Origin of the sequence: Streptomyces sp. NPDC085932 (assembly GCF_044540525.1) — a bacterium.
Lineage (GTDB): Bacteria > Actinomycetota > Actinomycetes > Streptomycetales > Streptomycetaceae > Streptomyces > Streptomyces levis.
In genome coordinates this window covers 504,792-530,505 of sequence record NZ_JBITSJ010000007.1, presented here as the reverse complement: position 1 = coordinate 530,505, position 25,714 = coordinate 504,792, and the positions used below count along the sequence as shown (strand labels likewise).

Sequence of the window (25,714 nt, the reverse complement as noted above, 5' to 3'; positions counted from 1 at the left end):
GGGCGGCTGGGGGTGCGGGTTCCACGGCTGGGCGAGTCAGCCGGCCGCGTGCCGTTGCGCGTCCGTGCGGGCCTGGCTTCTCGCGCGTCTGGCCGGGCCGCGCCAGCCGCAGGTGCACTCGGCCAGGCAGAAGCGGCCTCTCTCCATGGTCGTCGTGCGGTGTTCCGGGGGGTGGGGGGGAAGTTCCAGCCCGTCCTGCTGCGCCACGACGACAACGTTACCCAGCCCGGGTAAAGGGTTCGTATGCCGGACGGCGTGGTCGGCGTGACGGGGGCACAAACCGGTCGTTAAGCGGGACGACGAGGGGGCCCGTGACGGACGTACCGGCTGGGGGTAGGCAGGCGATGACTGGGCGGCAGCGGGAACGGCGGCGCGGGCGAACGGGTGCGGCGGTCCTCGCCGCCGGGGTCGTGTCCGCGGTGGGTCTGGGAGCGGGCGGGTGCGCGGGCGGTGACGCCGTCGCCGGGGACTCCCGGGGCGGGGACGCCGTGGTGCTGCTGCACCGGGCCGCCGACCGGCTGGTGGACGCCGGGAGTTCGAAGACCCGTACGTCGATGGAGATGGCGGCCGGGGGCACCCGGGTGACCATCCGGGGTGCCGGGGTCTACGACTTCCGCGAGCGGCTGGGGCGGCTGAAGGTGCTGCTGCCGCAGGATCCCGCGGGAGCCGACGGGCGCCGGACCGTCACGGAACTGCTGGCGCCGGGAGCGCTGTTCATGAAGAACCGGGGCGCCGGTGTGCCCGCGGACAAGTGGGTGCGGGTGGACACCCGCACGCTGTCCGACGGGAACCTCGTCACCGGCGGGGCCACCGATCCGTTCGCCGCGGCCGAGGTGCTGCGCGGCACGCGGACGGCGACGTACCTCGGCCGCACCGAGGTCGCGGGCACGGCGGTGCGGCACTACCGGGGCACGGCGGACCTCGGGGACGCCGCGAAGCGGGCCTCCGCAGGCAACAAGGGGGCCCTGGGGGCGGCGGCGAAAGGGTTCGCCACGGCCGAAGTGCCGTTCGACGCCTACCTCGACGACGAGGGGCGCGTCCGCAAGGTCCGCCACCGCTTCAGTTTCGTGAACGGACAGCGCAAGAGCCCCGTCGCGGTCGCCTCGACCACCCTGCTCTACGATTTCGGGGCCCCGGCGCGGGTGCGGCTGCCGGACGACGGCGACATCTACGCGGGCAGGATCGCCGAGGAGTGACCGGCGGGAACTAGCCCGTCCGTGCCATGCGCGGTGTGTAGGCCGCTCCCTACTCTAGGAAGCCGGTGACGGCAGAGACGAGGTGATGCACGTGGCTCCGGTCGGCGGTACGGCAGTTCAGGACCACGTGGCCCTCGCCGAGATCGAGTTGTGCGGGGAGCTCATCATCGCGGCCTCGGCGGCCCAGGAGCGGCTCAGCCTGGAGAGCATCGACGAGGTGCTGAGAGTGGCCGAGGAACGGGACGCCCCCGGCGGCTGAACGGGGCCGGATCAGGTCCGCAGCATGCGGGCGATCGCCTGGGTCGCCTCCTTGACCTTCGCCTCGACCTCGTCGCCGCCCTTGACGGCCGCGTCGGCGACGCAGTGGCGCAGATGCTCCTCCAGCAGCTGCAGGGCGAAGGACTGCAGCGCCTTCGTGGAGGCGGAGACCTGCGTGAGTATGTCGATGCAGTAGACGTCCTCGTCGACCATGCGCTGCAGGCCGCGGATCTGGCCCTCGATCCGGCGCAGGCGTTTGAGGTGCTCGTCCTTCTGCTTGTGGTAGCCGTGCACGCCGTGGTCATGGTCCGTCACGGACTGCGCACCGGTGTCCGCGGTGCCGGTGGTGACATTCGCGACATCCGTGGTGCCGGTCCTGTCCGTCATCGCGTCCTCCTGGTGGCCCCTGGGCGGAGATATACCCCTAGTGGGTATATGGTACCGAACTTTGCTGGGTATACGGCCCTCGGGCCGCCCCCGTGCTCATCACTGTGCCTGATGGGCGACACTGGTGGGCGGCCCGATAGCCGTGGCCGGATGATGCGCCTAGCATCAGCCTGACCGAAACCGAAGCACCCCGAGGAACCCACGTGCGCTTTCGTCTGACCCCCAGGGAGACGAGCTTCTACGACATGTTCGCCGCCTCCGCGGACAACATCGTCACGGGCTCCAAGCTCCTGATGGAACTGCTCGGGGCGGACGCATCCGCCCGGGCCGAGATCGCAGAGCGTATGCGGGCAGCGGAACACGCAGGTGACGACGCCACGCACGCGATCTTCCACCAACTGAACTCCTCGTTCATCACGCCGTTCGACCGCGAGGACATCTACTCCCTCGCCTCGTCCCTCGACGACATCATGGACTTCATGGAGGAGGCCGTCGACCTGGTCGTCCTCTACAACGTCGAGGAACTGCCCAAGGGCGTCGAGCAGCAGATCGAGGTCCTGGCGCGCGCCGCCGAACTGACGGCCGAAGCGATGCCGCACCTGCGCACCATGGACAACCTCACCGAGTACTGGATCGAGGTCAACCGGCTGGAGAACCAGGCCGACCAGATCCACCGCAAGCTGCTGGCGCACCTCTTCAACGGCAAGTACGACGCCATCGAGGTCCTGAAGCTCAAGCAGATCGTGGACGTGCTGGAGGAAGCGGCGGACGCGTTCGAGCACGTGGCGAACACGGTGGAGACCATCGCCGTCAAGGAGTCCTGAGCCCTTCATGGACACCTTTGCTCTGGTCGTGACCATCGGGGTCGCGCTCTTCTTCACGTACACCAACGGTTTCCACGACTCGGCGAACGCGATCGCCACGTCCGTGTCGACCCGGGCGCTCACGCCGCGGGCCGCGCTGGCGATGGCCGCCGTGATGAACCTGCTCGGCGCGTTCATGGGCTCCGGGGTCGCCAAGACGGTCAGCGAGGGCCTGATCCAGACACCGGAGGGGTCGAAGGGGATGGGCATCCTCTTCGCCGCGCTGGTCGGCGCGATCGTCTGGAACCTGATCACCTGGTACTTCGGGCTGCCCTCGTCGTCCTCGCACGCGCTGTTCGGCGGCATGGTCGGCGCGGCGCTGGCCGGTGGCACGACCGTCTACTGGCACGGGGTGCTGGAGAAGGTCGTCATCCCCATGTTCATCTCCCCGGTCGTCGGTCTGCTGGCCGGTTACCTGGTGATGACCGCGATCATGTGGATGTTCCGCAAGGCCAACCCGCACAAGGCCAAGCGCGGCTTCCGCATAGCCCAGACCGTCTCGGCGGCCGGCATGGCGCTGGGGCACGGTCTGCAGGACGCGCAGAAGACCATGGGCATCGTGGTGATGGCGCTCGTCATCGCGGATGTCGAGGACTACGGCGACCCGATCCCGGTCTGGGTGAAGATCGCCTGTGCGGTGATGCTGTCGCTGGGCACCTACGCCGGTGGCTGGCGGATCATGCGGACGCTGGGGCGCAAGATCATCGAGCTGGACCCGCCGCAGGGCTTCGCCGCCGAGACGACGGGCGCGTCGATCATGTTCGCCACGGCGTTCCTGTTCAAGGCGCCGATCTCGACGACGCACGTGATCACCTCGGCGATCATGGGCGTGGGGGCGACCAAGCGCGTGAACGCCGTGCGCTGGGGCGTCGCCAAGAACATCATCCTGGGGTGGTTCATCACGATGCCGGCGGCGGCGACGGTGGCCGCGGCTTCGTTCGGGCTCGTGAACCTGGCCTTCCTGTAGCGGCGGCGGCCGCACGGCCGGAAACCGGCCGGTACACGAACGGGCCCGCCCCCGGGAGCCAGGGGCGGGCCCTTTTCGGCCTCGCGGTGGCACCGCCATGCAGCACCGCGAGGAGTCTGTGCGCAGGGCGGCTCAGCCGAAGCGGCCGGAGATGTAGTCCTCCGTGGCCTGGACCGACGGGTTGGAGAAGATCCGCTCCGTGTCGTCGATCTCGATGAGCCTGCCGGGCTGGCCGACCGCCGCGAGGTTGAAGAACGCCGTGCGGTCGGAGACGCGTGCCGCCTGCTGCATGTTGTGCGTCACGATGACGATCGTGAAGCGCTCCTTCAGCTCGCCGATCAGGTCCTCGATCGCCAGGGTCGAGATCGGGTCGAGCGCGGAGCACGGCTCGTCCATGAGCAGGACGTTCGGCTCGACCGCGATGGCCCGCGCGATGCACAGACGCTGCTGCTGACCGCCGGACAGGCCCGAGCCGGGCTTGTTCAGGCGGTCCTTGACCTCGTTCCAGAGGTTGGCGCCCTTGAGGGAGCGCTCGACGATGTCCGCCAGCTCGCTCTTCTTGTAGTTGCCGTTCAGCCGCAGGCCCGCCGCCACGTTGTCGAAGATCGACATCGTCGGGAACGGGTTCGGCCGCTGGAACACCATGCCGACCTCGCGGCGGACCGACACCGGGTCGATGCCCGTGCCGTAGAGGTCCTCGTCGTCGAGCAGCACCTTGCCCTCGACGCGGCCGCCCGAGGTGACCTCGTGCATGCGGTTCAGGGTGCGCAGGAACGTCGACTTGCCGCAGCCGGACGGGCCGATGAACGCCGTCACCGAACGCGGCTCGACGGTCATCGAGATGTCCTCGATCGCCTTGTGGGAGCCGTAGTAGGCGGTCAGTCCGCTTACGTCGATTCGCTTGGCCATGACTACTTCACTTCCAGACTTCAGTCAGTCGCTGTATGGCCGCGTCAGCGACCGGTGCTCGGGGCCTTCCAGCGGGCGATGCCGCGGGCCACCAGGTTGAGGATCATCACGAAGGCGATCAGCGTGAGCGACGCCGCCCAGGCGCGGTCGTAGGCCGTGACCTCGCCCGAGCCGTACTGCTGGTAGATGTACAGCGGCAGCGACGCCTGCGCGCCCTCGAAGGGGTTGGCGTTGATGAACTTGCTGCCGAACACCAGCAGCAGCACGGGCGCGGTCTCACCGGCGATACGGGCGACGGCCAGCATGATGCCGGTGGTGATGCCGCCGATCGAGGTCGGCAGGACCACCTTCAGGATGGTGCGCCACTTCGGGACGCCGAGCGCCAGGGAGGCCTCGCGCAGCTCGTTCGGGACGAGCTTGAGCATCTCCTCCGTGGAGCGGACCACGACCGGCATCATCAGGATCGCGAGGGCGAGCGAGCCGGCGAAGCCGAAGGGCTGCATGTCGAACATCAGCATCAGGCTGAGGATGAACAGACCGGCGACGATCGACGGGATGCCGGTCATGACGTCGACGAAGAAGGTGACGGCCCGGGCGAGGTTGCCGCGCCCGTACTCCACCAGGTAGATCGCGGTGAGCACGCCGACCGGCGCGGCGATCACGGTGGCGAGGCCGACCTGCTGCAGCGTGCCGAGGATGGCGTGGTAGATGCCGCCGCCCGCCTCGGAGTCGGCGACCACGCCCATCGAGTGGGTCAGGAAGTAGACGTCGAGGACCTTGGTGCCGCGCTGCACGGTCGACCACACCAGGGACGCCAGCGGCACCACGGCGAGCAGGAAGGCGACCCACACCAGAGAGGTGACCACGCGGTCCTTGGCCTGGCGGCGGTTCTCCACCTTGGCCGCGATGACGTACGTGCCGAGGATGTGCAGGAGCGCGGCGATCAGCGCCCACTGGATGTCGCTGTGCAGTCCGGCGGCGGCGCTGATGCCGAGGCCGGCGGCGACGGACCCGGCGGCGATGGCCCACGGGGCCCACTTGGGCAGGCGGGCGCCGCGCAGGGTGCTGGGGCGCTTCGGGGTGGTGGTTGCGGTGCTCATGCGTTGGCCCCCGAGTACTCCTTGCGGCGGGCGATGATCGCGCGGGCCGCGCCGTTGACCAGCAGGGTGATGACGAACAGGACCAGACCCGAGGCGATCAGCGCGTCACGGCCGAACTCGGTGGCCTCGCTGAACTTGCTGGCGATGTTCTGGGCGAAGGTGCCGCCGCCCGGGTCGAGCAGGCTGGTGTGGATCAGGAAGTCCGGGGAGAGCACGGTGGCGACGGCCATCGTCTCGCCGAGGGCGCGGCCGAGGCCGAGCATCGAGGCGGAGATCACGCCGGAGCGGCCGAAGGGGAGGACCGACATGCGGATCACTTCCCAGCGGGTGGCGCCGAGGGCCAGGGCCGCCTCCTCGTGCATCTGCGGGACCTGGCGGAAGACCTCGCGGCTCACGTTGGTGATGATCGGCAGGATCATGATCGCGAGCAGGATGCCCACGGTGAGCATGGAGCGCGGGGCGCCGTTCTGCCAGGAGAAGATGCCGGTCCAGCCGAGGTAGTCGTTCAGCCAGCCGAAGAGGCCGTTCATGTAGGGCACGAGGACGAGGGCGCCCCACAGGCCGTACACGATGGACGGCACGGCGGCGAGCAGGTCGATCACGTAGGCGATGGGACCGCTCAGCCGGCGCGGGGCGTAGTGGGTGAGGAACAGCGCGATGGCGACGGCGATCGGCACGGCGATGATCATCGCGATGATCGAGGAGACGATCGTGCCGTAGGCGAGGACCGCGATGCCGAAGACCGGCGGGTTGACGCCGGTGTTCCATTCGAAGGTGGTGAGGAAGTTGCCCTCGTCCTCGCTGATGGCGAGGACGGCGCGGTAGGTGAGGAAGCCCGCGATCGCGGCCATGATCACCAGGAGCAGGATGCCCGAGCCGCGCGAGAGGCCGAGGAAGATCCGGTCCCCGGGGCGGGTGGCCCCGCGGGCGGCGCGCTTCTGCTCGGGCGAGGGCGTCGGGGTGGGGGGAGGTGCGTCAGCTATCTGTGTGGTGTCCATCGGGTTCTCCGGTCTGCGGAACCGCAACGGCTGTGCGGCTCTTGGCGGCGGTGCACCGGACGGTGCGGTCCGGTCCCGCTGGGGACCGGACCGCACGCTCAGGTCAGCTCAGGCTCTCGACGGTGGTCCGAACCTTGGCGATGATGTCCTCGGGCATGGGCGCGTAGTCGTTCTCGGCGAGGATCTTCTGGCCGTCCTCGGAGGCCGCGTAGCGCAGGAACGCCTTGACGGCGGGCAGCGTCTCGGCCTTGTTGCCCTTGTCGCAGACGATCTCGTAGGTCACGAGGACCATCGGGTAGGCGCCGTCGGCCTTGGTCGCGTAGTTCAGCTCCAGGGCGAGGTCCTTGCCGGTGCCGACGACCTTGGCGTCCGCGATGGCCTTGGTGGCGTTCTCGACGTTCGCCTCGACCGGCTCGGCCGCGCCCGTGTCGATGGCGACGGTCTTGATGCCGTCCTTGGCGTACGACAGCTCGAAGTAGCCGATCGCGCCGGCGGTCTGCTTGACCTGCGCGGCCACGCCGGAGGACTGCGGAGCGGACTGGCCGCCCTTGGCCTGCCAGGCCTTGCCGCCCTCGTAGGGGAAGTCCTTCTTGGCGGTGGCGATCAGGTACTTGGTGAAGTTGTCCGTGGTGCCGGACTCGTCCGAGCGGTGGAAGGCCTGGATCTTGAGGTTGGGCAGCTTCGCGTCGGGGTTGAGCTTCGCGATGGCCGGGTCGTTCCAGTTGGTGATCTTGCTGTCGAAGATCTTGGCGATCGTCGCGGAGTCCAGGACGAGTTTGTCGACACCCGGGACGTTGTAACCGACGGCGATCGGGCCGCCGACCATGGGCAGGTCGATGCCCTGGCCGCCGGAGCAGACCTTCTTGGAGGCCTCGACCTCGTCGGGCTTCAGGGCGGAGTCCGAACCGGCCCACGGGACCTGGCCCTGGGTGAACGCGGTGACACCGGCGCCGGAACCGCCGGCCTTGTAGTTGATCTCGACCTTGCAGGCCGCGGAGAACTGCTTGACCCACGCGTCGACGGCGTTCTTCTGCGCCGAGGAGCCGTCGGCGAGCACCTGGCCCGAGGCGTCGTCGCACTTGATGTTGCTGGGCGCGGCGGCGTTGGACGAGGAGCCGCCGCTGCCACCTCCGGTCTCGTCGGAGCCGCACGCCGTGAGGGCCAGGGCGCCGGAGACGGCGAGAGCACCGAGAGCGAGGGCCCGCCGGTTCATGCGCTGAAGCTTCACTTGAGTTCCTTCCAGGAGCCGCCGTCCTGAATCGGCGGCGTGCGAAGACTGGCCGACGCGAACGCGCGGCAGGCGCGTCTCGCATCTGGTACGGCCGAAAGTAGGCAGATCAGATGAAGCCGCCGATGGCCGCACATGAACGAGGGGTGAACCCCTGCCGACGGTGTGGTTAGGTCACGGAATGCTCACGGGGAGAGCACGTGAGGATTCCGCTTCGCGGGCGCGTCCCGCTGGACAACCGCGGACGGCGTCAGTCCGCTCCGCCGGCGGGCCGGGGTCCGTGCAGCGCGTCGAGCAGCGCGTCGATCAGGGGGCGGTCGTGCGGCTGAGTGAGGCGGGCGCGGGCCTCCTCCGGCGACAGCCACAGCACGCGGTCGACCTCGTCGGTCGGGGTGAAGTCGCAGGTCACGGCCTCGGCGGCCCAGTAGCGCACCTGCTTGGGGCGCCCGTTCGCCAGGTAGCGCAGGGTGGGCAGCTCGGCGCCCGGCTCGGCCCGGCAGCCCGTCTCCTCGGCCACCTCGCGCAGGGCGCCGGCGAGGGCGTCCTCGGCGCGCTTCAGTTTGCCCTTCGGCCACGACCAGTCGTCGTATTTCGGCCGGTGCACGAGACAGAGCTCCAGGTCGCCGGAGCCGGGCGAGCGGCGCCACAGGACGCAGCCCGCGGCCTGCTGCACGGTGGGGTCCTCGGCCGAGCTCACCTGGTGTTCACCGCCTTCCGGGTGCCGTGCCGGTCATGACGCGCCGACCGTCTCCTTCTGCCAGGCCTGCTGGAACGCGAAACGTGCCGCCTCCACCTCGTGCCGCTGATCGGCGTGGAGCACGCCGAGGGCGTACGCCGTGGCCGGGGCGATCCTGGGCGTGCGGGCCGCCTGCGCCGCGGCCGCTGCCGCCTCCGAGGCGTCGCGGTGCTGGTTCAGGGCCTGGCCGGCGGAGAGCAGGCGCAGGTCGACGGCGGCGTTGCCCTTGGGTCCGGTGAGGGCCTCGCGGGCGTAGCGGTGCAGGCGCAGCAGGAGGCGGACCTGGTGCCAGGGGGCGTCCTGGGGGTGCGGGACCGTGTCCGGGGACAGGCCGTGGACGAGGGCCGCGGCGTTGTACGGATGGCCCGCGGTGACCAGGGGCAGGGCGGTCACGGCGTCGGTCAGGCGTTCCTCCGCCGCCGTGGCGTGGGGCCGCAGGTCGCTCGCGGCGGCCGTGGCGAGCAGGGGGACCTCGCTGGCCAGGACCGCGACCTTGTCGGCGACGGCGTGGAAGCGGCTGCTGCCCAGGGCCTGCAGGGCGGTGGAGTGGGCCCGGGTGCGGGCGAGGGTGAGCTGGCGGTCCAGGAGGGCGCCCGCCTTGGCCGCCCCGACGGTCAGGTTGCCGCGTTCGGACGCCGGGGCCGTGCGCGGCCCGGCGTCCCGCGGTGCCGTGCTCGGCAGCGCGGGGGCCGCCCCGGGGGCACGGCCGCTCGCGTGGGCGTCGGCGCGCGAGCCCGCCGTCACGTCCCGGCCCGGCGCCTGGGCCGGGAACGCCGTCGACCCCGACAGGCGGTGCAGCGCCGTCAGCAGGCGTTCCAGGCGGGCCGTGTACGCGTGCTCCATCGCCAGCGTGCCGGAGACCCAGGCCAGCTCCGGGCGCATGGTCTCGCACCAGTCCGAGTCCAGCAGCGGCTGGAACGTGTGCAGGCTGGCGCTGATGCGGCGGGCGGAGCGGCGCAGGGCGCGGGCCGCCTCGGCGGAGGCTTCCGAGCCGTTCGCCCCCGACCCCGTCTCCCGGTGCAGGCGCAGGGCGCGGAGGAACTCCGTGGCCTGGTCCCGCAGATAGCCCGCGAGGGCGTCGCCGGTGGGGGCGGTCCCGACGGGCCTGGGCCGGGAATCCGTCGGGTCAAGGTGTCGCTGTGCCACGCCGGCGCCTCCGGGCGTCTATGAGCATCTCCTGGACGTTGCGCAGGGGCTGGCCGTCCGCGTCGGTCGCATGCCGGGTCCAGTCGCCGTCCGGGCCGAGGTGCCAGGAGGCGGTGGAGTCGGACATACCGGTCTCCAGCAGCCGGTTCAGGGCCGCGCGGTGGGCCGGGTCGGTGACCCGGACCAGGGCCTCTATCCGGCGGTCGAGGTTGCGGTGCATCATGTCGGCGCTGCCGATCCACACCTCGGGCTCGCCGCCGTTGCCGAAGGCGAAGACCCGGGAGTGCTCCAGGAAGCGGCCGAGGATCGAGCGGACCCGGATGTTCTCCGACAGGCCCGCGACGCCCGGGCGCACCGCGCAGATGCCGCGCACCCAGATGTCGACCGGCACGCCCGCCTGGGCGGCCCGGTAGCAGGCGTCGATGACGGCCTCGTCGACCATCGAGTTGACCTTGATGCGGACGTACGCCGGCCGCCCCGCGCGGTGGTGCTGTATCTCCTTGGTGATCCGCGAGACCAGCCCGTCGCGCAGCGACTTCGGGGCGACCAGCAGCCGGCGGTAGGTCTCGCGGCGGGAGTAGCCGGAGAGGCGGTTGAACAGGTCCGACAGGTCCGCGCCGACCTGCGGGTCGGCGGTGAGCAGGCCGAGGTCCTCGTAGAGGCGGGCCGTCTTCGGGTGGTAGTTGCCGGTGCCGACGTGGCTGTAGCGGCGCAGCGTCTCGCCCTCCTGGCGGACCACCAGCGACAGCTTGCAGTGGGTCTTCAGCCCGACGAGGCCGTAGACGACGTGGCAGCCGGCCTCCTCCAGCTTGCGGGCCCACTTGATGTTGGCGTGCTCGTCGAAGCGGGCCTTGATCTCGACCAGGACCAGGACCTGCTTGCCGGACTCGGCGGCCTCGATGAGCGCGTCGACTATCGGGGAGTCGCCGGAGGTGCGGTACAGGGTCTGCTTGATCGCGAGGACGTCCGGGTCGCCGGCCGCCTGCTCCAGGAAGGCCTGGACGGAGGTGGAGAAGGAGTCGTACGGGTGGTGCAGCAGCACGTCCCGTTCGCGCAGCGCGGCGAAGATGTCCGGCGCGGACGCCGACTCGACCTCGGCGAGGTCGCGGTGGGTGCCGGCGACGAACTTGCGGTACTTCAGCTCCGGGCGGTCCAGCGAGGCGATCCGGAACAGGCCCGTGAGGTCCAGCGGGCCCGGCAGCGGGTACACCTCGGCCTCGCTGATCTTCAGCTCGCGCACCAGCAGGTCCAGGACCTCGCGGTCGATGGACTCCTCGACCTCCAGGCGCACCGGCGGGCCGAAGCGGCGCCGCATGAGCTCCTTCTCCAGGGCCTGGAGCAGGTTCTCCGCGTCGTCCTCCTCGACCTCCAGGTCCTCGTTGCGGGTGAGGCGGAAGGCGTGGTGCTCCAGCACCTCCATGCCCGGGAACAGCTCCTCCAGGTGGGCGGCGATGACGTCCTCGATGGGGACGTAGCGGCCCGGGGAGCTCTCCAGGAAGCGGGACAGCAGCGGCGGCACCTTCACGCGGGCGAAGTGCTTGTGGCCCGTGACGGGGTTGCGCACGACGACGGCCAGGTTCAGGGACAGGCCGGAGATGTACGGGAAGGGGTGCGCCGGGTCGACCGCCAGCGGGGTCAGCACGGGGAAGATCTGGTGCCGGAACAGGGTGAACAGGCGGGCCTGCTCCTTCTCCTGCAGCTCGCTCCAGCGGACCAGGTGGATGCCCTCCTCCGCGAGTGCGGGGGCGACGTCCTCGTGGTAGCAGGCGGCGTGCCGGGCCATGAGCTCACGGGAGCGGGCCCAGATCATCTCCAGCACGTCGCGGGGTTGCAGGCCGGAGGCGGAGCGGGTGGCCACGCCGGTGGCGATGCGGCGCTTCAGACCGGCCACCCGGACCATGAAGAACTCGTCCAGGTTGCTGGCGAAGATCGCCAGGAAGTTGGCCCGCTCCAGCAGCGGCGTGTTCGGGTCCTCGGCGAGTTCGAGCACGCGCTCGTTGAACGCGAGCCAGCTGCGCTCCCGGTCGAGGAAGCGGCCCTGGGGCAGCTCGGGCCCGTCGTACGGCGACTCCTCGTATCCGTCGAGGTCGGCGTCGATGTCGGGTTCCAGATCGGAGACCACCGCCGCCACCGTGTGCGGCCGGTGGGCTGCTATGGAGCCCACGGAGGGCTGCGCGTGCTGGACCTGTGCCTGGGTGTTCGGCTGGCTCATGGACCCATTCTTCCGCGCCGCGAGCATCACGGGCGCGTCGGACAGCGCGGGCGGGAGCGGGGGTGTCACATCAGTGCTCCCGTTTCCCTCGGGTCCCTCGCGAGGCGGGGAAGGCTCGGGCACGGCGGGATTCATTGGCCGAGCGTCGCAAGCTCGTCTGAATCAATGGTTACGGAGACATGACGTGCGGGATAGCGGGCGGCGGCCCGCGGGGGTCCGCGGGCCCGGCCCGGCGGCCGGGACGGCTCGTCCACAGGCTGTGGGCGGCCCCGCCCGGCACGGCGTGCCACGCGCCACCCGCGACCCGGCCGGGCGTCCGTCCCGGGCGGGCCGGAATCCGGGCGTGTTTTCGTGAACCGTTCGAGCCGGCCGGTCCGATGAGGAGACGTGAGCGAGACGAGAAGCGACGGGGAGCTGCTGCGGGCCGTCGCGGCGGACGCCGACCGGCGCGCCTTCGAGGAGCTGTACCGGCGCTACGCGCCGTGGCTCCGGGCCCGGCTACGGGGGCGGTGCGCCGACACGAGCGTCGTCGACGACGTCGTGCAGGAGACCTTCCTCGCGGTGTGGCGGGGCAAGGCCCGCTACCGGGAGGAGGGCTCCGGGGACGTGGCCGGGTGGCTGTGGCGCATCGGGTCGCGGCGGCTGGTGGACGCCCTGCGGGGCGACGGGGCGCGGGGCCGGCTGCGGCAGGCCCTGGCACGGCTGCGGCACCGGGACGAGGTGTCGGCGGAGGAGCGCGTGCTCGCGGGGGTGGAGCACGGGGACCTCGCCGGGGCCCTGGTCCGGCTGTCGCCGGAGCTGCGCGCGGTGCTGCAGGCGACCGTCATCGACGGGCTGACCACCCGCGAGGCCGCCGTCCTGCTGGGGATCCCCCCGGGGACGGTCAAGACGCGGGCCATGCGGGCCCGCAAGCAGTTGCGGGAGGCACTGGCATGACCTGGCACGTACCCGACGACGATCTGCGCGCCTACGCGCACGGCGAGCTGGCGGCGCCCGCCCTCTGGTCCGCCGACGCCCACCTGGCCGCCTGTGCCCGCTGCCGGGCGGTGCTGGCCGACGCCGGCGACCCGGTCGCGCTCGACGCGGGGTGGGAGCGGCTGGACGCCGAGCTGGACGTGCCGCGCCCGGGGCTGCTGGAGGGGCTGCTGGTGCGGCTCGGGGTCGCCGGGCACACCGCCCGGCTGCTCGCGGCGGCGCCGGTGCTGCGGCGGTCCTGGCTGGGGGCCGTCGTCGCCGTGCTGCTGCTCGGCGTGGCCGCCGGGCACGCCGTGCGCAGCGGGCAGTCCCCGACCCTCTTCCTCGCCCTCGCGCCGCTGCTGCCGCTGGCCGGGGTGGCGCTGTCGTACGGGCCCGCGCTGGATCCGACGTACGAGATGGCCGTCGTCGCGCCGATGCACGGGTTCCGGCTGCTGATGATCCGGACCGTGGCCGTGCTGGCCGTCGTGCTCGGGCTGAACGGGCTGGCGACCCTCGCCCTGCCCGCCTACGGGCTGCACGCCCTGGCCTGGCTGCTGCCCGCGCTGGCGCTCACCGCGACCGGGCTCGCGCTCACCCCCCGGCTCGGGCCGGTGCTCGCTCCGTCGCTGGTCGGCGGCGCCTGGGTCGGCCTGCTGGTGCTGGCCCACGCGGCGCGGGCCGGGGGCGACGTGCCGCTCGCGCCGTTCACCGCGGCCGGGCAGGGCGTGGCGGCGGTGGTCGCCGCGCTCGCCGCCGGGCTGCTCTTCCTCCTCCGTGACCGCTTCGACCTCTTCCAGGGACGTGCCGTATGACTCCGACCGTGTCCGCCTCCGGGATCGGCCTCCGCTACGGCGGCACCCGCGCCCTCGACGACGTGTCGCTGCGCCTGAGCGGCGGTGTCACCGGGCTGCTCGGGCCCAACGGGGCGGGGAAGACCACCCTGTTGCGGGTGCTCGCCACCGCCCTGCCCGCCGACCGGGGGGCCTTCACCGTGCTGGGCCACGACCCGGCGACCGCCCGGGGACGGCAGGAGGTGCGGCGCCGGCTGGGCTACCTGCCGCAGACGCCCGGGTTCCATCCGGACTTCACGGCCTTCGAGTTCGTCGACTACGTGGCCATCCTCAAGGAGATGACCGACCGGGGCGTGCGCCACCGGGAGGTGCGGCGGGTGCTCGACGAGGTGGGGCTGGCGGACGTGCGCGGCAAGCGGATGCGCAAGCTGTCCGGCGGCATGCGGCAGCGGGTCGCCCTCGCGGCCGCCCTGGTCGGTGACCCCGGCTTCCTGGTCCTGGACGAGCCGACCGTCGGACTCGACCCCGAACAGCGCATGCGGTTCCGGGAGTTGATCGCCGGGGCCGGGGAGGGACGCACGGTGCTGCTGTCCACCCACCAGACGGAGGACGTGGCGATGCTCTGCCACCGGGTGCTGGTCATGGCCGGTGGCCGGATCCGCTTCGACGGCACCCCGGCCGAACTGACCGCGCGGGCCGCCGGACGGGTGTGGAGCAGCACGGAACGCGACCCGGGCGCCCGGGCCGGCTGGCGGACGGGGGCCGGCTCCTTCCGCAACGTCGGGGATCCGCCTGACGGGGCCGACCTGCTGGAACCGACCCTGGAGGACGGCTACCTGCTCACGCTCGACGGCGCCGGAGCGGAGGTGGCGGCATGACCGCGGTGGCCGAGAAGCCGGTCCTGACCGGGACGCGCACCGAGCCCGGCGGCTCCTGGGCGGCCGTGTGGGCCCTGGGCCTGTTCGAGTCGCGCCGGCTGCTGACCCGGGTGCCGGTGCTCCTCGCCTTCGCCCTGTACCTCGGCTGGACCGTGTGGCGTGACGGCGAGGCCTGGGGCGACTTCCCGGCCCTCCAGGACGCCGACCGCGCCACCCAGGGCGCCCCGCTGCTGGTCGGCCTCGCGGTCCTGCTGAGCGTGAACCACGCCGCGCTGCGCTCCCACCGGCACGGCACCGACGCGCACTTCGCGGTGCTGGTGCTGCCGCCGTGGCGCCGTACGGCCGCCCATGCCCTGTCGGCCGTGACCGCCGCGCTGGTCACGGCCGGGTGCGTGGCCGCCCAGTTCGGCCGGGAGGCGCTGCGGCCCGGCGCCGTCGGGCGAGGGTCGGTGGCCGAACTCCTCGTAGGGCCGCTGACGGTGCTGCTGTTCGGACTGCTCGGGCTGCTCGTGGCGTGCCTGGTGCGGTCGGCTCTCGTGGCCCCGCTGCTGATCGTGTTCTGCCTGTTCCTGTTCCTGCTGAGCACCGGGACGGGCGACGGCGGGACGCAGTGGCTCATGCCCGTCGTCGGCGAGGCGAGCACCAACACGCTGCCCACCGACCTGATCGGCCGGCCCGCCGCCTGGCACGCCGTGTACCTGACCGGGCTGGGGCTGAGCCTCGGGCTGCTGGCGGTGCTCGTGACGGGCGGCCGCAAGCCGGTCGTCCTCGCCGGTCTCGCCGGGGCGCTGGCCCTGACGACGGTGGGCGCGACGGGCCAGTCGGGGGGCGTGTCCCCCGCCTTGGTGAAGGCCCGGGAACGGGCCTCGGTGCACCCCGAGCAGGTGCAGACCTGCGTCCGGCGGGACGGGTCCACGTACTGCGCCTACCCCGAGTGGGAGCCGCGGGTCGCGGACTGGGCCCGGGTGGTGGCCGGGGTGCGCTCCCTGGCCGGGGGCGCCGCCCAGGAGCGGCCCATCGTCGTACGGCAGCGGATCGACGCCCGTTACGGCCTCTCCGGTGACGCCGCCCTGGAGTCCCTGAAGCGCCCGTACGAAGTGACGGTGGGCACCCAGTGGGGCGGCAACCGCGTCCCCGAGTTCTCGGCCGCCGTCGCCGCCGTGCTGATCGCGGGCGACGAGGAGACCGCGACCTCGATCTGCGACGGCCGCATCGTCCCCGTGATGTGGCTGGCCGTCGGGTGGGAGTCCGAGCCGCTCGACGCGCTGCGCCGGGTCCGCCTCAACGACACCGTCACGGGCTCCGACTCCGTCCTGCAGCCCACGAACGGCCTCTACATGACCGAGGCCCAGACCCAGGTGCTGCGCGACCTGATGGATCTGCCCCGCGGCGAGGCCACGGCACGCGTCAAGGCGCGCTGGGCCGACCTGACCGCGCCCGGGGTGACGGCGGCCCGGGCCGCGAAGCTGCTGGACCTGCCCGCGCCCGACGGGAAGGACGAGTGCCTGTGAACCGGCAGTTGCTGCTCCCGGTGCACCGGACCCTGCCGTGGGGAGCGGTCGGCGCGGCCGGCGGGGCCGGGCTGCTGCTCGCCGCGCTGACCCGGACCGGGGAGACGGCGGAACAGCTGTCGCTGCCCCTGCTGCGGGCCGCGGTGCTGGCCTTCGCGCTGGGTCTGGTGTTCCTCCTGGACGACCCGGCCCGGCACACCACGGCCACCGTGCCGACCCCGCGACCGCTCCGCATCGCCCTGCGGACGGCCCTGGTGGTCCCGGCGGCGGCGGCCTGGTGGACGGTGGCGCTGCTGCTCGTCCCGCCGGACGTGCGGCCCCCGGTCGGCGACCTGACGCTGGAGGCCGGGGCGGCCTTCGCCCTGGCGGTGACCGGCGCGACGGCCGCGGTCCGCTTCACCGAGGCGACCCGGCCCGGGCTGCCGGTGGCGGCCGCACTGCTCACGACGGCGGTCCTGGCGCTGCTGCTCTGGCCCGAACGCTGGGCGCTGTTCGTGCCCGTGGAGGACGAGCGGTGGGCGGCGGCACACGACCGGTGGGGCGTGGTCCTGGCCGGGACCGTGATCCTCGGCGCGTTGTGTGCACTGGAGCCGGTGCGGCGGCGGATCCGGCTCTAGTACGTCGCTACGTCCACTGGTTGTGCGGCAGGGGCGGTTCCGGTGCCAAGGACCCCGCTCGCCCGCTCCTCCGACAACCACTCGTTGTGCGGATACCCTCCCCCTGTGGATCTCAATGCCGTACGGGCCTTCGTCGCGGTCGCCGACGCCGGGCAGTTCCAGAAGGCCGCCGTCGACCTGGCCCTGACCCAGCAGGCCGTCTCCAAGCGGATCGCCGCACTGGAGAAGGACCTCGGGGTCCGGCTGTTCGTCCGCACGCCGCGCGGCGCCGAGCTCACCATCGACGGGCAGGCGCTGCTGCCGCACGCCCGGGTCCTGCTGAGCGCGGAGGAGCGGGCGGTGGCCGCCGTGCGTCCGGGCGACCGGGCCCTGCGCGTGGACGTCGTGGGGCGCCGGGCCGCCACCGGGGGACTGGTGCAGGACTTCCACCGCGCCCATCCGCGCATCGCCCTGGACGTCGTCACGCTGTTCGACGTCGACACGGCCGTGACCGCCGTGCGCGACGGGGCCGTCGACGCCACCTTCCGCGCCGTCACCATGCCCGGGCACCGGCTGCCCGACGGCGTCGGGGCGCTGCCCGTCCTCGACGAGCCGCTCAGCCTGTGCGTCGGCCCCGGCCACGTCTTCGCCCGGGCCGCCGCCGTGACGCCCGCGCAGCTCGCCGGGCACCGGATCTGGATGCCGGGCAACGTGCCGGGCACGGAGTGGCACGCCTACTACGAGGCCTTCGCCGCCGCGTTCGGCCCGGCCGTCGACACCATCGGGCCCAACTTCGGCCTCGAAGCGCTCCTGGACACGATCGCCGGCTCGACGACCGTGGCGACGATCCTCAGCGAACGGACCCCGCACGTCTGGCCCGCCGGCCACGACCTGCGCCTCGTGCCGCTCGTGGACCCGGTCCCGGTCTACCCGCACTCACTGCTGTGGCACGCGGACAACCCCCACCCCGGCCTGACGGCCCTGCGCGACCACCTGACGGCGACCCGGCCGCGACCGCCCCGGGGCACGACCTGGCGGCCCTCCTGGGCGGCACCGCGGCAGGGCGGCGCGGTCACGTCTCCGTCCGGTACATCAGGTCCACCTCGTGGGTGCTGAACCCCAGTCGCTCGTACACCGACACCGCCGCCTTGTTGTCGGCGTCGACGTACAGCATCGCCGTCGGCAGGCCCCGGTCCGCCAGGTGGCGCAGGCCGATGGTCGTGAGGGACTTGCCGAGGCCGCCGCCCTGCGCGCCCGGGGCGACCCCGAGGACGTACACCTCGCCCAGGCCCTCCTCGGCGTGCACCTTCGTCCAGTGGAAGCCGATCAGTTCGTCGCCGCGGAAGGCGAGGAAGAAGCCCGCCGGGTCGAACCACGGCTCGGCCTTGCGGTCGTCGAGGTCGCGCTGGGTCAGGGAGCCCTGCTCGGGGTGGTGGGCGAAGGCGGCGGCGTTCACCGCGAGCCAGGCCGCGTCGTCCCGGCCGGGCACGAAGGCGCGGACCGTGACGCCTTCGGGCAGCACCGGCTCGGGGGCGTCGAAGCCGCTCAACGGGCGGCGCATCTGGCGCAGTTCCCGGAACAGCGTCAGGCCCAGGACCTGGGCGAGGTGCCGGGCGGCGGAGTGCCCGCCGTGCGCCCACACCCGCAGTCGCTTGCCGGAGGCCGCGAGCAGGGCCGAGCCGAGCGCCCGCCCGTGCCCGTGCCCGCGGTGCCCGGGGTGCACGACCAGCTCGGCCGCCGGCGGCTCCACCTCGTCCGTGTCCTCCAACTGCGCATAACCGACAAGTTCCCCGCCGGCGGTGAGCAGCAGATGGGACACGCCCTCGCGCTCCCCGCCGCGCAGCTGCAACCGGCCCTGTTCGGACACCGCCTGCTGCCCGTCGGTCCGGGCGGCCTCGTCGAGCAGCCCGAGCACGGCCTCGGTCTGCTCCGCGGAGAGCGCGGCAAGGGTCTCGATCGAGCGGGGGTGGCCGGGCCGTACGGTGTCGTCGCTGGTCATGCGTACGAGGGTAAAGGGCGGCACCGGCAAATCGGCGGCAAAGAAGCAACCAGGTCGTAACCCGGAAAGGCCTGTCGCGCTACGCGCGTTGACTCTAGGCTGCGCCGGACGACATCACTGTCCCAGCAGACCCTCAGGGGGGCGTATGCCAGCCACTTCACCGGCGCATCCGGAGCGCCGGAGACGCCGTACGAACCGTTTCCTCGCTCTCGCCGCCGGAGTCGTCACCGTCGGCGCGCTGGCCGCCGCGGCGCTGCCGGGGGCGGCGACCGCCGGCGAGGACCAGCGCACGGGCGGGCACTGGCCCGGCCGTTACCAGGACGTGCAGCTGCTGTCCTTCAACGACCTGCACGGCAACCTGGAGCCCCCGGCGGGCTCCTCCGGCCGTGTCACCGAGAAGCAGCCGGACGGCACGACCAAGACCATCGACGCGGGTGGCGTCGAGTACCTCGCCACGCACCTGCGCCAGGCGCGCAAGGGCGAGAAGTACTCCATCACCGCGGCCGGCGGCGACATGGTCGGCGCCTCCCCGCTGATCTCCGGGCTCTTCCACGACGAGCCCACGATCGAGGCGCTGAACAAGCTCGACCTCGACGTCACCTCCGTCGGCAACCACGAGTTCGACGAGGGCGCCAAGGAGCTGGGCCGTCTGCAGAACGGCGGCTGCCACCCGAAGGACGGCTGCTACACGGACGAGGAGTTCGAGGGCGCCGACTTCCCCTACCTCGCGGCCAACGTCCTCGACGAGAAGACGAAGAAGCCGATCCTCAAGCCCTACTGGGTGTGGAAGAAGAACGGCGTCAAGGTCGGCTTCATCGGCGTGACCCTGGAGGGCACCCCGGACATCGTCTCCGCCGAGGGCGTCAAGGGCCTGTCCTTCAAGGACGAGGTCGAGACCATCAACAAGTACGCCAAGGAGCTGCAGCGCAAGGGCGTGAAGTCCATCGTCGCGCTCATCCACGAGGGCGGCTTCCCGGCGTCGACGTCGTACAACTACGACTGTGACTCCCCGGGCGCGGGCGACGGCATATCCGGCCCGATCGTCGACATCGCCAAGAACGTCACGCCCCAGGTGGACGCGCTGGTCACCGGCCACACGCACAACGCGTACGTGTGCAGCATCGCCGACCCGGCGGGCAAGCCCCGCATGGTCACCTCGGCCGCCTCCTTCGGCCGCCTCTACACCGACACCACGCTGACCTACGACCGGAAGACGGGCGACATCGCCCGTACTGCGGTGAAGTCCGCGAACCGCGTGGTCACCCGGGACGTCCCCAAGGCGCCCGACATGACCGAGCTGATCGGCAAGTGGAACACGCTGGCCGCGCCCATCGGCAACCGGCCGATCGGCTGGATCTCCGGCGACATCGGCAACTCCGGTACCGAGTCCCCGCTCGGCGACCTCATCGCCGACGCCCAGCTCGCGCACGGCAGGCAGCTGGACCCGGAGACCGACCTCGCGCTGATGAACCCGGGCGGCATCCGGGCCCCGCTGACCTACGCGGCCAAGGCCGGTGAGGGCGACGGTGTCGTCACCTACGCCGAGGGCTTCACGGTCCAGCCGTTCGCCAACACCGTGAACCTCCAGGACTTCACGGGCGCGCAGCTGATCCAGGCGCTCAAGGAGCAGGTGTCCGGCCCGAACGCGGCCGCGCCGAAGATCCTCCAGGTCTCGGCCGGTCTGACGTACACGCTGGACCTCACCAAGTCCGGTGCCGACCGGGTGGTCACCGACAGCATCAAGCTGAACGGCTCGGCCATCGACCCGGCCGCCACCTACCGCGTCGCGACGAACAGCTTCCTCGCGGGCGGCGGCGACGGCTTCCCGACGCTCGGCCAGGGCACGAACGACGTCGTCGGCGCCGACGACCTGACCGCGCTGGAGCAGTACCTGACGGCCAACTCCTCGGCGGCGAACCCGATCGCGCCCCCGAAGGCCGACCGGATCACCGTGGTGAACTAGATCGCATACCCCCGGTTCGGGTTGCGGGCAGGGGCGGTACGCATGGTCGGATGGATCGATGCGTACCCCCCACCGCATTGATGCGCATCCCCGTCCGAACCCGTACGAGGAGCTCGGCGCCCTCGACGACGGGCCCCTGGAGGAGACCCCTCTGCGGGATTTCCTCACCCGGGAACGCGAGGAGGACGCCGAGGACGCCTGGACCCCGCCGGATCACCGGCGGGGTGGCCGACGCCGCCGGAAGAATCGTTTCGCCGGGTTGCCGCTCGCGGTGAAGGCGGTGGTCGGTCTGGCCGTCCTGGCCTCCTTCACCGCCCTCGCCGACCGCTGGGCCCTGCTCTACGCCGAACACCGCGCCGCCGACACCCTCAAGGACCGCCTCGACCTGGCCGCCGCGCCCGAGGTGGAGATCGGCGGCTTCCCCTTTCTCACCCAACTCGCCGGGGAGCGGCTGGACTCGGTGAGCGTGACCGTGCCGGACGTCGCCGCCGACCGCGTCTCGCTGGCGAAGGTGTCGGCCACGGCCCGCGACATCCGGCTGGACGCCGACGGACTCACCGCCGTGCGCGGCGCCCGCGTCCCCCGCTTCGACGGGGAGGTCCAGCTCTCCTTCGCCGACCTCAACCGCGAACTCGGCGCCTCCCGGATGACGTTCACCGGTGAGGGCCGCGACCGGGTCCGGGCCGACGGCACCCTGCCGGTCGCCGGGCACGACCTGCGGCTGCGCGCCGAGGCGACGATCCGGCGGCAGGGCGAGCGGGGCATCGCCACCGAGATCGGCAACATGCGCCTGGACATCGGCGACCTCGCCACCTACCGCCCCGGCACCGGGCCCTCGGAGGGCCTGCACCTGACGCGCAAGGGGGCCGCCGACCTCGCCCGGGAGACCCGCAAGGCCAAGGCCCTGCTGTCGGTGCCGGCCGTCGTGCAGCGCATGGGCGTGCCCGAGGCGACCGTGCGCGAGGCCCTCGCCGACGACGGCAGGCCCACCCAGCTGACCGGCTCCCCGCGCTTCGCCCGCCAGGCCCAGAACCTCAACCTCATCGACCTGGCGCTGGACCACCCCCAGCTCCTGCGCCGTCTCGGCCTGGACCCGGACCTGCTCGACTCCCTCTCGGGCCTGACCCGCCCGGTCCTGGCCGACCGCCTCTCCCTGGCGTTCGAACTGCCCGAGCCGGAGCAGGGGGAGGTGCGCCTGCGGGACGTCCGGGTGGAGGAGGACGGCATCCGGGTGCGGGTGTCGGGGTCGGGCCTCTCGGTGGGTGGCTGAACGGCCGGTGCCGGCCCTGCCGGGTCCGGCGGCGACGGTCGGCCGCACCCGGGAGGGAGGTGTCGGAACGCCGGGGGCGTCCCGCACCTTCACGAGCTCCTCGGCTTCCACCGGGCGCGCTCGCCCCGGATCACCGTGACGCGGGGTGTGTCACCCGGCGACTCCACGGCCCTGACCGGCCGGTGCGAGCCCCAGAGCGGCGTTTGTCACGTTCGTCACGCAGTGGCTGCCGGGGTCTCCGGAGGAGGCACCGACGCTCCCGGCAGCCGGACGGTCGCGACCGTGCCGCCGTCCGGCGCCGGGGACAGGGACACCTCCCCGCCCGCCTGCTGGACCGTGCGCGCCACGATCGACAGGCCCAGGCCCGAGCCCGGCAGGGCCCGCGCGCTGGGGGAGCGCCAGAAGCGGTCGAAGACGTGGGGGAGTTCGTCGGCGGCAATGCCCCGGCCGTGGTCGCGGACCGTGAGCGTGCCGTCGGCCAGGCGTACCTCGACCGTGCCGCCCTCCGGGCTGAACTTCACCGCGTTGTCCAGGATGTTCACCACCGCCCGTTCCAGCGCGGAGGGTTCCGCGCGCACGAACCACGGCTCGACGTCCGCCGTGATCGTCAGTTCCGGGCCGCGCAGCCGGGCCCGCCGCAGCGCCGACTCGACCGTGTCGTGCCAGGCGACGATCTGGGCCCGGGCGGAGTGCTGGCCCGTGTCCGGGCGGGACAGTTCCTGGAGGTCGCCGATGAGCGCGGCCAGTTCCGTCATCTGCGCCTTCACCGAGGCCAGGAGCGCCTTGCGGTCGGCCTCCGGGAGGGGCCGGCCCGTCTCCTCGCTGCGGGTGAGGAGTTCGATGTTGGTGCGCAGCGAGGTGAGGGGCGTGCGCAGTTCGTGGCCGGCGTCCGCGATGAGCTGCTGCTGGAGGTCGCGGGAGCTCGCCAGGGCGGATGTCATCGAGTTGAAGGAGCGGGAGAGGCGGGCCACCTCGTCCTCGCTGTCCTCGTCCACCGGGATGCGGACTCCCAGGTCTTCCGTGCGCGCCACGTGTTCGACGGCCTCGGTGAGCTTGTCGACCGGGCGCAGGCCCGCTCGGGCGACCGCGAGTCCGGCGGCCCCGGCGCCCAGGACCCCGACCCCCGAGACCAGGAGCAGGATCAGGGCGAGATCGTTGAGCGTGGCCTGGGTGTTCTTCAGGGGCACGGCGAGGATCAGCGCGGCGTTGGGCGCATCGGGCTGCTCGGACGCCAGTCGCACGGTCATCACGCGCAGGGCGTTGCCGTGCTCGTCGGTGCCGTTGCGGACGATGCCGCGGCCGATGGGGGCGTCCTTGATCACGTCCCGGTCGGCCTCGGTGACCTTGACCAGACCCACGGAACTGGAGTGGACGCAGATCTCCCCGTCCGCCTTGACGACCTCGAAGTACGAGCTGTTGCGGAAGCTGTCGCCGCCCTGTGCCGTCTGCGTGCAACTGTCCACGGCCTGCTGGATGGCGATGTTCTGCCCCGGCTTCTGCAGCATCTTCTCCAGGTCGCTGTCCACCTGGTCGTACAGCTTCCCCTGCACGATGAACCAGCACGTCACCGACACCGCCGCCACCGCGAACGCCACCGCCGCCGCCACCAGCAGCGCCAGGCGCGAGCGGATCGGCAGCGAGCGGAAGCGGCGGACGAGCCTGTTCACTCGGCGCCGCCCTGGCGGAGCACGTAGCCGACGCCGCGCACGGTGTGGACCAGGCGCGGCTCCCCGCCCGCCTCGGTCTTGCGGCGCAGGTACATGACGTACACGTCCAGGGAGTTCGACGACGGCTCGAAGTCGAAGCCCCACACGGCCTTGAGGATCTGCTCCCGCGTGAGGACCTGGCGCGGGTGCGACATGAACATCTCCAGGAGCGTGAACTCCGTGCGCGTGAGCTCCACCGGGCGGCCACCCCGGGTGACCTCCCGCGTGGCGAGGTCCATGCGCAGGTCGGCGAAGGTGAGCACGTCCTCGTCGGCCGGGTCGCCCGCGCCCACCGCGGCCGCGTAGGAACTGCGGCGCAGCAGGGCGCGGATGCGGGCGAAGAGCTCGTCCAGCTCGAAGGGCTTGACCAGGTAGTCGTCGGCGCCCGCGTCGAGGCCGGTGACCCGGTCGCCGACCGTGTCGCGGGCCGTGAGCATCAGGATCGGGGTCGTGTCGCCGCCGGCGCGGATCCGGCGCGCCGCCGTCAGGCCGTCCATGCGCGGCATCTGGATGTCGAGGACGACCAGGTCGGGGCGGTAGACCGCGGCCTTCTCCAGGGCGTCCGCGCCGTCGACCGCGACCTGCGTGCCGTACCCCTCGAAGGCGAGGCTGCGCTGGAGTGCTTCGCGTACCGCCGGCTCGTCGTCGACGATCAGGATGCGCTGGGTGTCACGGTCGCCGTCTGCGGGGCTCATGGGTCCGGGGTCCTCGGGTGTGATGGGGACGGGGGTGCTCTGCCGCTCTCAGCGTCGCACGCCGCGGGGGAGCGCCGGCAGCAGCGTCAGGCCCGTACCGTGCGGCGTCGTGCCGGTGCCGGCCGGCCCGTGCCCCGCGCCGCCTTCACGGGCAGTTCCGGTGCCCGGCCGGACGGCGCGTGCAGCGCGTACGCCACCGCCGGAGCCGGTCCGGCACCGGCCGGGTCCCCGCCCGGTTCCGTGTGTGCCATCTGCTGGATCATCGCCGCTCCTCGGCCGTCGCCGCGGGACTCAGTCCGTCGCACCGGCCCGCAGCTTCGCGAGGTCGGCCTTGACGGTGTTGATCGGGATGGCGAAGCCCAGGCCCACGCTGCCCGCGTCCGAGGACGAGGAGGCGCTGCCGGCCGGCGAGTACATCGCGGAGTTGATGCCGATGATGTTGCCGTTCATGTCGATCAGCGCGCCGCCGGAGTTGCCGGGGTTCAGGGACGCGTCGGTCTGCAGCGCCTTGTACGTCGTGGTGTCGTTGCCGGTGTCGCCGTTGAACTGCCGCCCGCCGAACTCGAACGGCCACCCGTCGTCCGGCTGCCCCTGCTGCTGTCCCTGGTCCTCCTCGGTCGGGACCGTGACGTCCCGGTCGAGCGCCGAGATGATGCCGCTGGTGACGGTGCCGGACAGTCCCTCGGGGGAGCCGATCGCGACGACCTGGTCGCCGACCCGGACGCCGGAGGAGTCGCCCAGCGTGGCCGCCTTGAGGCCGGAGGCGTTCTCCAGCTTGATCAGCGCCAGGTCCTTCTTGCTGTCGGTGCCGACGACCTTCGCGGTGTAGGACGTGCCGTCGCTGGTCGTGACCTTGATCTGGGAGGCCCCGGAGATCACGTGGTTGTTGGTGACGATCTCGCCGTCACCGGTGATGATCACGCCCGAGCCGGTGGAGGACCCGGCGTTGGACCGGGCGCTGATCTCGACGATGCTGGGGCTGACCGCCTTCGCGACCCCGGCGACCGTGCCCTTCTGGCCGGCGGGCACGACGGTGGTGCTGGTGGAACTGGAGGCGACGGTGTCGTTGCCGGTCAGCTCCTGGATGCCGTAGGCGGTGCCGCCGCCTATCGCCGCGGCGACGATCGCCACCGCGGCGATCAGGGCGACGGGGCCGCGCTTGCGCTTCTTCGGATGCGGAGCATGCGCCGGGGCGTACGCCGGCGGGGGCGGCCACTCGGGGTTCACCGGGGCCTGCTGCGGACCCTCGTGAGGGTTCTGGTACTCGCCACTGCGGTGGAAGCTCTCGGTCATGGAAATGAGCTTGTCGCCCGACCATGAGAGCTTCCTGAGTGCCGGCTGAGAAGCC

General features: G+C 72.2%; 26 protein-coding genes. 12 read left to right on the top strand and 14 right to left on the bottom strand.

Going from position 1 to position 25,714, the window contains the following annotated elements:
- Window positions 1–36: 36 nt before the first annotated feature.
- On the bottom strand, window positions 37–207 hold the full coding sequence (locus tag ACIGAQ_RS32605) for a hypothetical protein (RefSeq protein ID WP_311681214.1): 171 nt from the start codon (window positions 205–207) through the stop codon (window positions 37–39).
- A gap of 137 nt (window positions 208–344) precedes the next feature.
- On the opposite strand from ACIGAQ_RS32605, the gene ACIGAQ_RS32600 reads away from it, so the two are divergent.
- Together ACIGAQ_RS32600 and ACIGAQ_RS32595 are read left to right on the top strand one after the other, a co-directional pair.
- Window positions 345–1,196 (top strand): hypothetical protein, encoded by an 852-nt coding sequence (locus tag ACIGAQ_RS32600; RefSeq protein ID WP_311681215.1) that lies wholly within the window; start codon window positions 345–347, stop codon window positions 1,194–1,196.
- A 91-nt stretch (window positions 1,197–1,287) separates the two neighbouring features.
- Window positions 1,288–1,455, top strand: a complete 168-nt coding sequence (locus tag ACIGAQ_RS32595) for a hypothetical protein (protein WP_179272531.1) — start codon at window positions 1,288–1,290, stop codon at window positions 1,453–1,455.
- 11 nt (window positions 1,456–1,466) lie between these two features.
- On the opposite strand, the gene ACIGAQ_RS32590 is transcribed toward ACIGAQ_RS32595, so the two are convergent.
- The gene (locus ACIGAQ_RS32590) at window positions 1,467–1,841 is read right to left on the bottom strand and encodes a metal-sensitive transcriptional regulator (RefSeq protein WP_399789351.1); all 375 of its coding nucleotides are present in this window, start codon (window positions 1,839–1,841) and stop codon (window positions 1,467–1,469) included.
- A 203-nt stretch (window positions 1,842–2,044) separates the two neighbouring features.
- On the opposite strand from ACIGAQ_RS32590, the gene ACIGAQ_RS32585 reads away from it, so the two are divergent.
- Window positions 2,045–2,665 carry a DUF47 domain-containing protein gene (locus ACIGAQ_RS32585; RefSeq protein ID WP_026252685.1) on the top strand — a complete coding sequence of 207 codons (621 nt, stop codon included), beginning with the start codon at window positions 2,045–2,047 and terminating at the stop codon, window positions 2,663–2,665.
- A 7-nt stretch (window positions 2,666–2,672) separates the two neighbouring features.
- Window positions 2,673–3,671 carry an inorganic phosphate transporter gene (locus ACIGAQ_RS32580; protein ID WP_311681218.1) on the top strand — a complete coding sequence of 333 codons (999 nt, stop codon included), beginning with the start codon at window positions 2,673–2,675 and terminating at the stop codon, window positions 3,669–3,671.
- A 132-nt stretch (window positions 3,672–3,803) separates the two neighbouring features.
- Here ACIGAQ_RS32580 and pstB read toward each other — a convergent pair whose 3' ends face one another.
- The 7 genes from pstB to ACIGAQ_RS32545 all read right to left on the bottom strand — a co-directional run bounded on the left by pstB (window position 3,804) and on the right by ACIGAQ_RS32545 (window position 12,135).
- Window positions 3,804–4,580: a phosphate ABC transporter ATP-binding protein PstB gene (gene pstB / locus ACIGAQ_RS32575; protein ID WP_311681219.1), complete on the bottom strand. Its 777-nt coding sequence runs from the start codon at window positions 4,578–4,580 to the stop codon at window positions 3,804–3,806.
- 44 nt (window positions 4,581–4,624) lie between these two features.
- Window positions 4,625–5,680: a phosphate ABC transporter permease PstA gene (gene pstA / locus ACIGAQ_RS32570; RefSeq protein ID WP_399789347.1), complete on the bottom strand. Its 1,056-nt coding sequence runs from the start codon at window positions 5,678–5,680 to the stop codon at window positions 4,625–4,627.
- Entirely contained in the window at window positions 5,677–6,678 is a 1,002-nt protein-coding gene (pstC, locus tag ACIGAQ_RS32565; RefSeq protein ID WP_362280863.1) for a phosphate ABC transporter permease subunit PstC, read from the bottom strand. The genes pstA and pstC overlap by 4 nt, the downstream gene beginning before the upstream one ends.
- Before the next feature lie 103 nt (window positions 6,679–6,781).
- Window positions 6,782–7,906, bottom strand: coding sequence for a phosphate ABC transporter substrate-binding protein PstS (gene pstS / locus ACIGAQ_RS32560; RefSeq protein WP_094055692.1), 1,125 nt, complete (start codon window positions 7,904–7,906; stop codon window positions 6,782–6,784).
- A gap of 250 nt (window positions 7,907–8,156) precedes the next feature.
- Window positions 8,157–8,603, bottom strand: coding sequence for an NUDIX hydrolase (locus ACIGAQ_RS32555; RefSeq protein WP_399789343.1), 447 nt, complete (start codon window positions 8,601–8,603; stop codon window positions 8,157–8,159).
- Window positions 8,604–8,636: 33 nt separating this feature from the next.
- Entirely contained in the window at window positions 8,637–9,788 is a 1,152-nt protein-coding gene (locus tag ACIGAQ_RS32550; protein WP_399789340.1) for a CHAD domain-containing protein, read from the bottom strand.
- On the bottom strand, window positions 9,769–12,135 hold the full coding sequence (locus ACIGAQ_RS32545; protein ID WP_311681225.1) for an RNA degradosome polyphosphate kinase: 2,367 nt from the start codon (window positions 12,133–12,135) through the stop codon (window positions 9,769–9,771). Before ACIGAQ_RS32545 ends, ACIGAQ_RS32550 begins: the two co-directional genes overlap by 20 nt.
- Before the next feature lie 252 nt (window positions 12,136–12,387).
- Here ACIGAQ_RS32545 and ACIGAQ_RS32540 point away from each other — a divergent pair, with 252 nt between their 5' ends.
- The 6 genes from ACIGAQ_RS32540 to ACIGAQ_RS32515 all read left to right on the top strand — a co-directional run bounded on the left by ACIGAQ_RS32540 (window position 12,388) and on the right by ACIGAQ_RS32515 (window position 17,849).
- Window positions 12,388–12,936 carry an RNA polymerase sigma factor gene (locus ACIGAQ_RS32540; protein ID WP_311681227.1) on the top strand — a complete coding sequence of 183 codons (549 nt, stop codon included), beginning with the start codon at window positions 12,388–12,390 and terminating at the stop codon, window positions 12,934–12,936.
- Window positions 12,933–13,769 carry a zf-HC2 domain-containing protein gene (locus ACIGAQ_RS32535; RefSeq protein WP_399789336.1) on the top strand — a complete coding sequence of 279 codons (837 nt, stop codon included), beginning with the start codon at window positions 12,933–12,935 and terminating at the stop codon, window positions 13,767–13,769. The genes ACIGAQ_RS32540 and ACIGAQ_RS32535 overlap by 4 nt, the downstream gene beginning before the upstream one ends.
- Window positions 13,766–14,626 (top strand): ABC transporter ATP-binding protein, encoded by an 861-nt coding sequence (locus ACIGAQ_RS32530; RefSeq protein ID WP_311681229.1) that lies wholly within the window; start codon window positions 13,766–13,768, stop codon window positions 14,624–14,626. The genes ACIGAQ_RS32535 and ACIGAQ_RS32530 overlap by 4 nt, the downstream gene beginning before the upstream one ends.
- Window positions 14,623–16,137, top strand: coding sequence for an ABC transporter permease (locus ACIGAQ_RS32525; protein ID WP_399789332.1), 1,515 nt, complete (start codon window positions 14,623–14,625; stop codon window positions 16,135–16,137). Before ACIGAQ_RS32530 ends, ACIGAQ_RS32525 begins: the two co-directional genes overlap by 4 nt.
- Window positions 16,134–16,754 (top strand): ABC transporter, encoded by a 621-nt coding sequence (locus ACIGAQ_RS32520; protein ID WP_399789328.1) that lies wholly within the window; start codon window positions 16,134–16,136, stop codon window positions 16,752–16,754. The genes ACIGAQ_RS32525 and ACIGAQ_RS32520 overlap by 4 nt, the downstream gene beginning before the upstream one ends.
- Window positions 16,755–16,859: 105 nt before the next feature.
- Window positions 16,860–17,849 (top strand): LysR family transcriptional regulator, encoded by a 990-nt coding sequence (locus ACIGAQ_RS32515; protein ID WP_399789325.1) that lies wholly within the window; start codon window positions 16,860–16,862, stop codon window positions 17,847–17,849.
- Here ACIGAQ_RS32515 and mshD read toward each other — a convergent pair.
- On the bottom strand, window positions 17,806–18,732 hold the full coding sequence (mshD, locus tag ACIGAQ_RS32510; RefSeq protein ID WP_311681234.1) for a mycothiol synthase: 927 nt from the start codon (window positions 18,730–18,732) through the stop codon (window positions 17,806–17,808). The genes ACIGAQ_RS32515 and mshD overlap by 44 nt on opposite strands.
- Window positions 18,733–18,877: 145 nt before the next feature.
- Here mshD and ACIGAQ_RS32505 point away from each other — a divergent pair, with 145 nt between their 5' ends.
- Together ACIGAQ_RS32505 and ACIGAQ_RS32500 are read left to right on the top strand one after the other, a co-directional pair.
- The gene (locus tag ACIGAQ_RS32505; RefSeq protein ID WP_311681235.1) at window positions 18,878–20,695 is read left to right on the top strand and encodes a bifunctional metallophosphatase/5'-nucleotidase; all 1,818 of its coding nucleotides are present in this window, start codon (window positions 18,878–18,880) and stop codon (window positions 20,693–20,695) included.
- Between the two features lie 58 nt (window positions 20,696–20,753).
- Window positions 20,754–21,965 (top strand): DUF2993 domain-containing protein, encoded by a 1,212-nt coding sequence (locus tag ACIGAQ_RS32500; RefSeq protein WP_399789322.1) that lies wholly within the window; start codon window positions 20,754–20,756, stop codon window positions 21,963–21,965.
- Between the two features lie 215 nt (window positions 21,966–22,180).
- Here ACIGAQ_RS32500 and ACIGAQ_RS32495 read toward each other — a convergent pair whose 3' ends face one another.
- From ACIGAQ_RS32495 to ACIGAQ_RS32480, 4 genes are all read right to left on the bottom strand, one after another.
- The gene (locus ACIGAQ_RS32495) at window positions 22,181–23,632 is read right to left on the bottom strand and encodes a sensor histidine kinase (protein ID WP_399789319.1); all 1,452 of its coding nucleotides are present in this window, start codon (window positions 23,630–23,632) and stop codon (window positions 22,181–22,183) included.
- Window positions 23,629–24,366, bottom strand: coding sequence for a response regulator transcription factor (locus ACIGAQ_RS32490; protein WP_311681238.1), 738 nt, complete (start codon window positions 24,364–24,366; stop codon window positions 23,629–23,631). The genes ACIGAQ_RS32495 and ACIGAQ_RS32490 overlap by 4 nt, the downstream gene beginning before the upstream one ends.
- A gap of 86 nt (window positions 24,367–24,452) precedes the next feature.
- Window positions 24,453–24,629: a hypothetical protein gene (locus tag ACIGAQ_RS32485; protein ID WP_399789316.1), complete on the bottom strand. Its 177-nt coding sequence runs from the start codon at window positions 24,627–24,629 to the stop codon at window positions 24,453–24,455.
- A 28-nt stretch (window positions 24,630–24,657) separates the two neighbouring features.
- Entirely contained in the window at window positions 24,658–25,659 is a 1,002-nt protein-coding gene (locus ACIGAQ_RS32480; RefSeq protein WP_399789313.1) for a S1C family serine protease, read from the bottom strand.
- Window positions 25,660–25,714 lie beyond the last annotated feature (55 nt).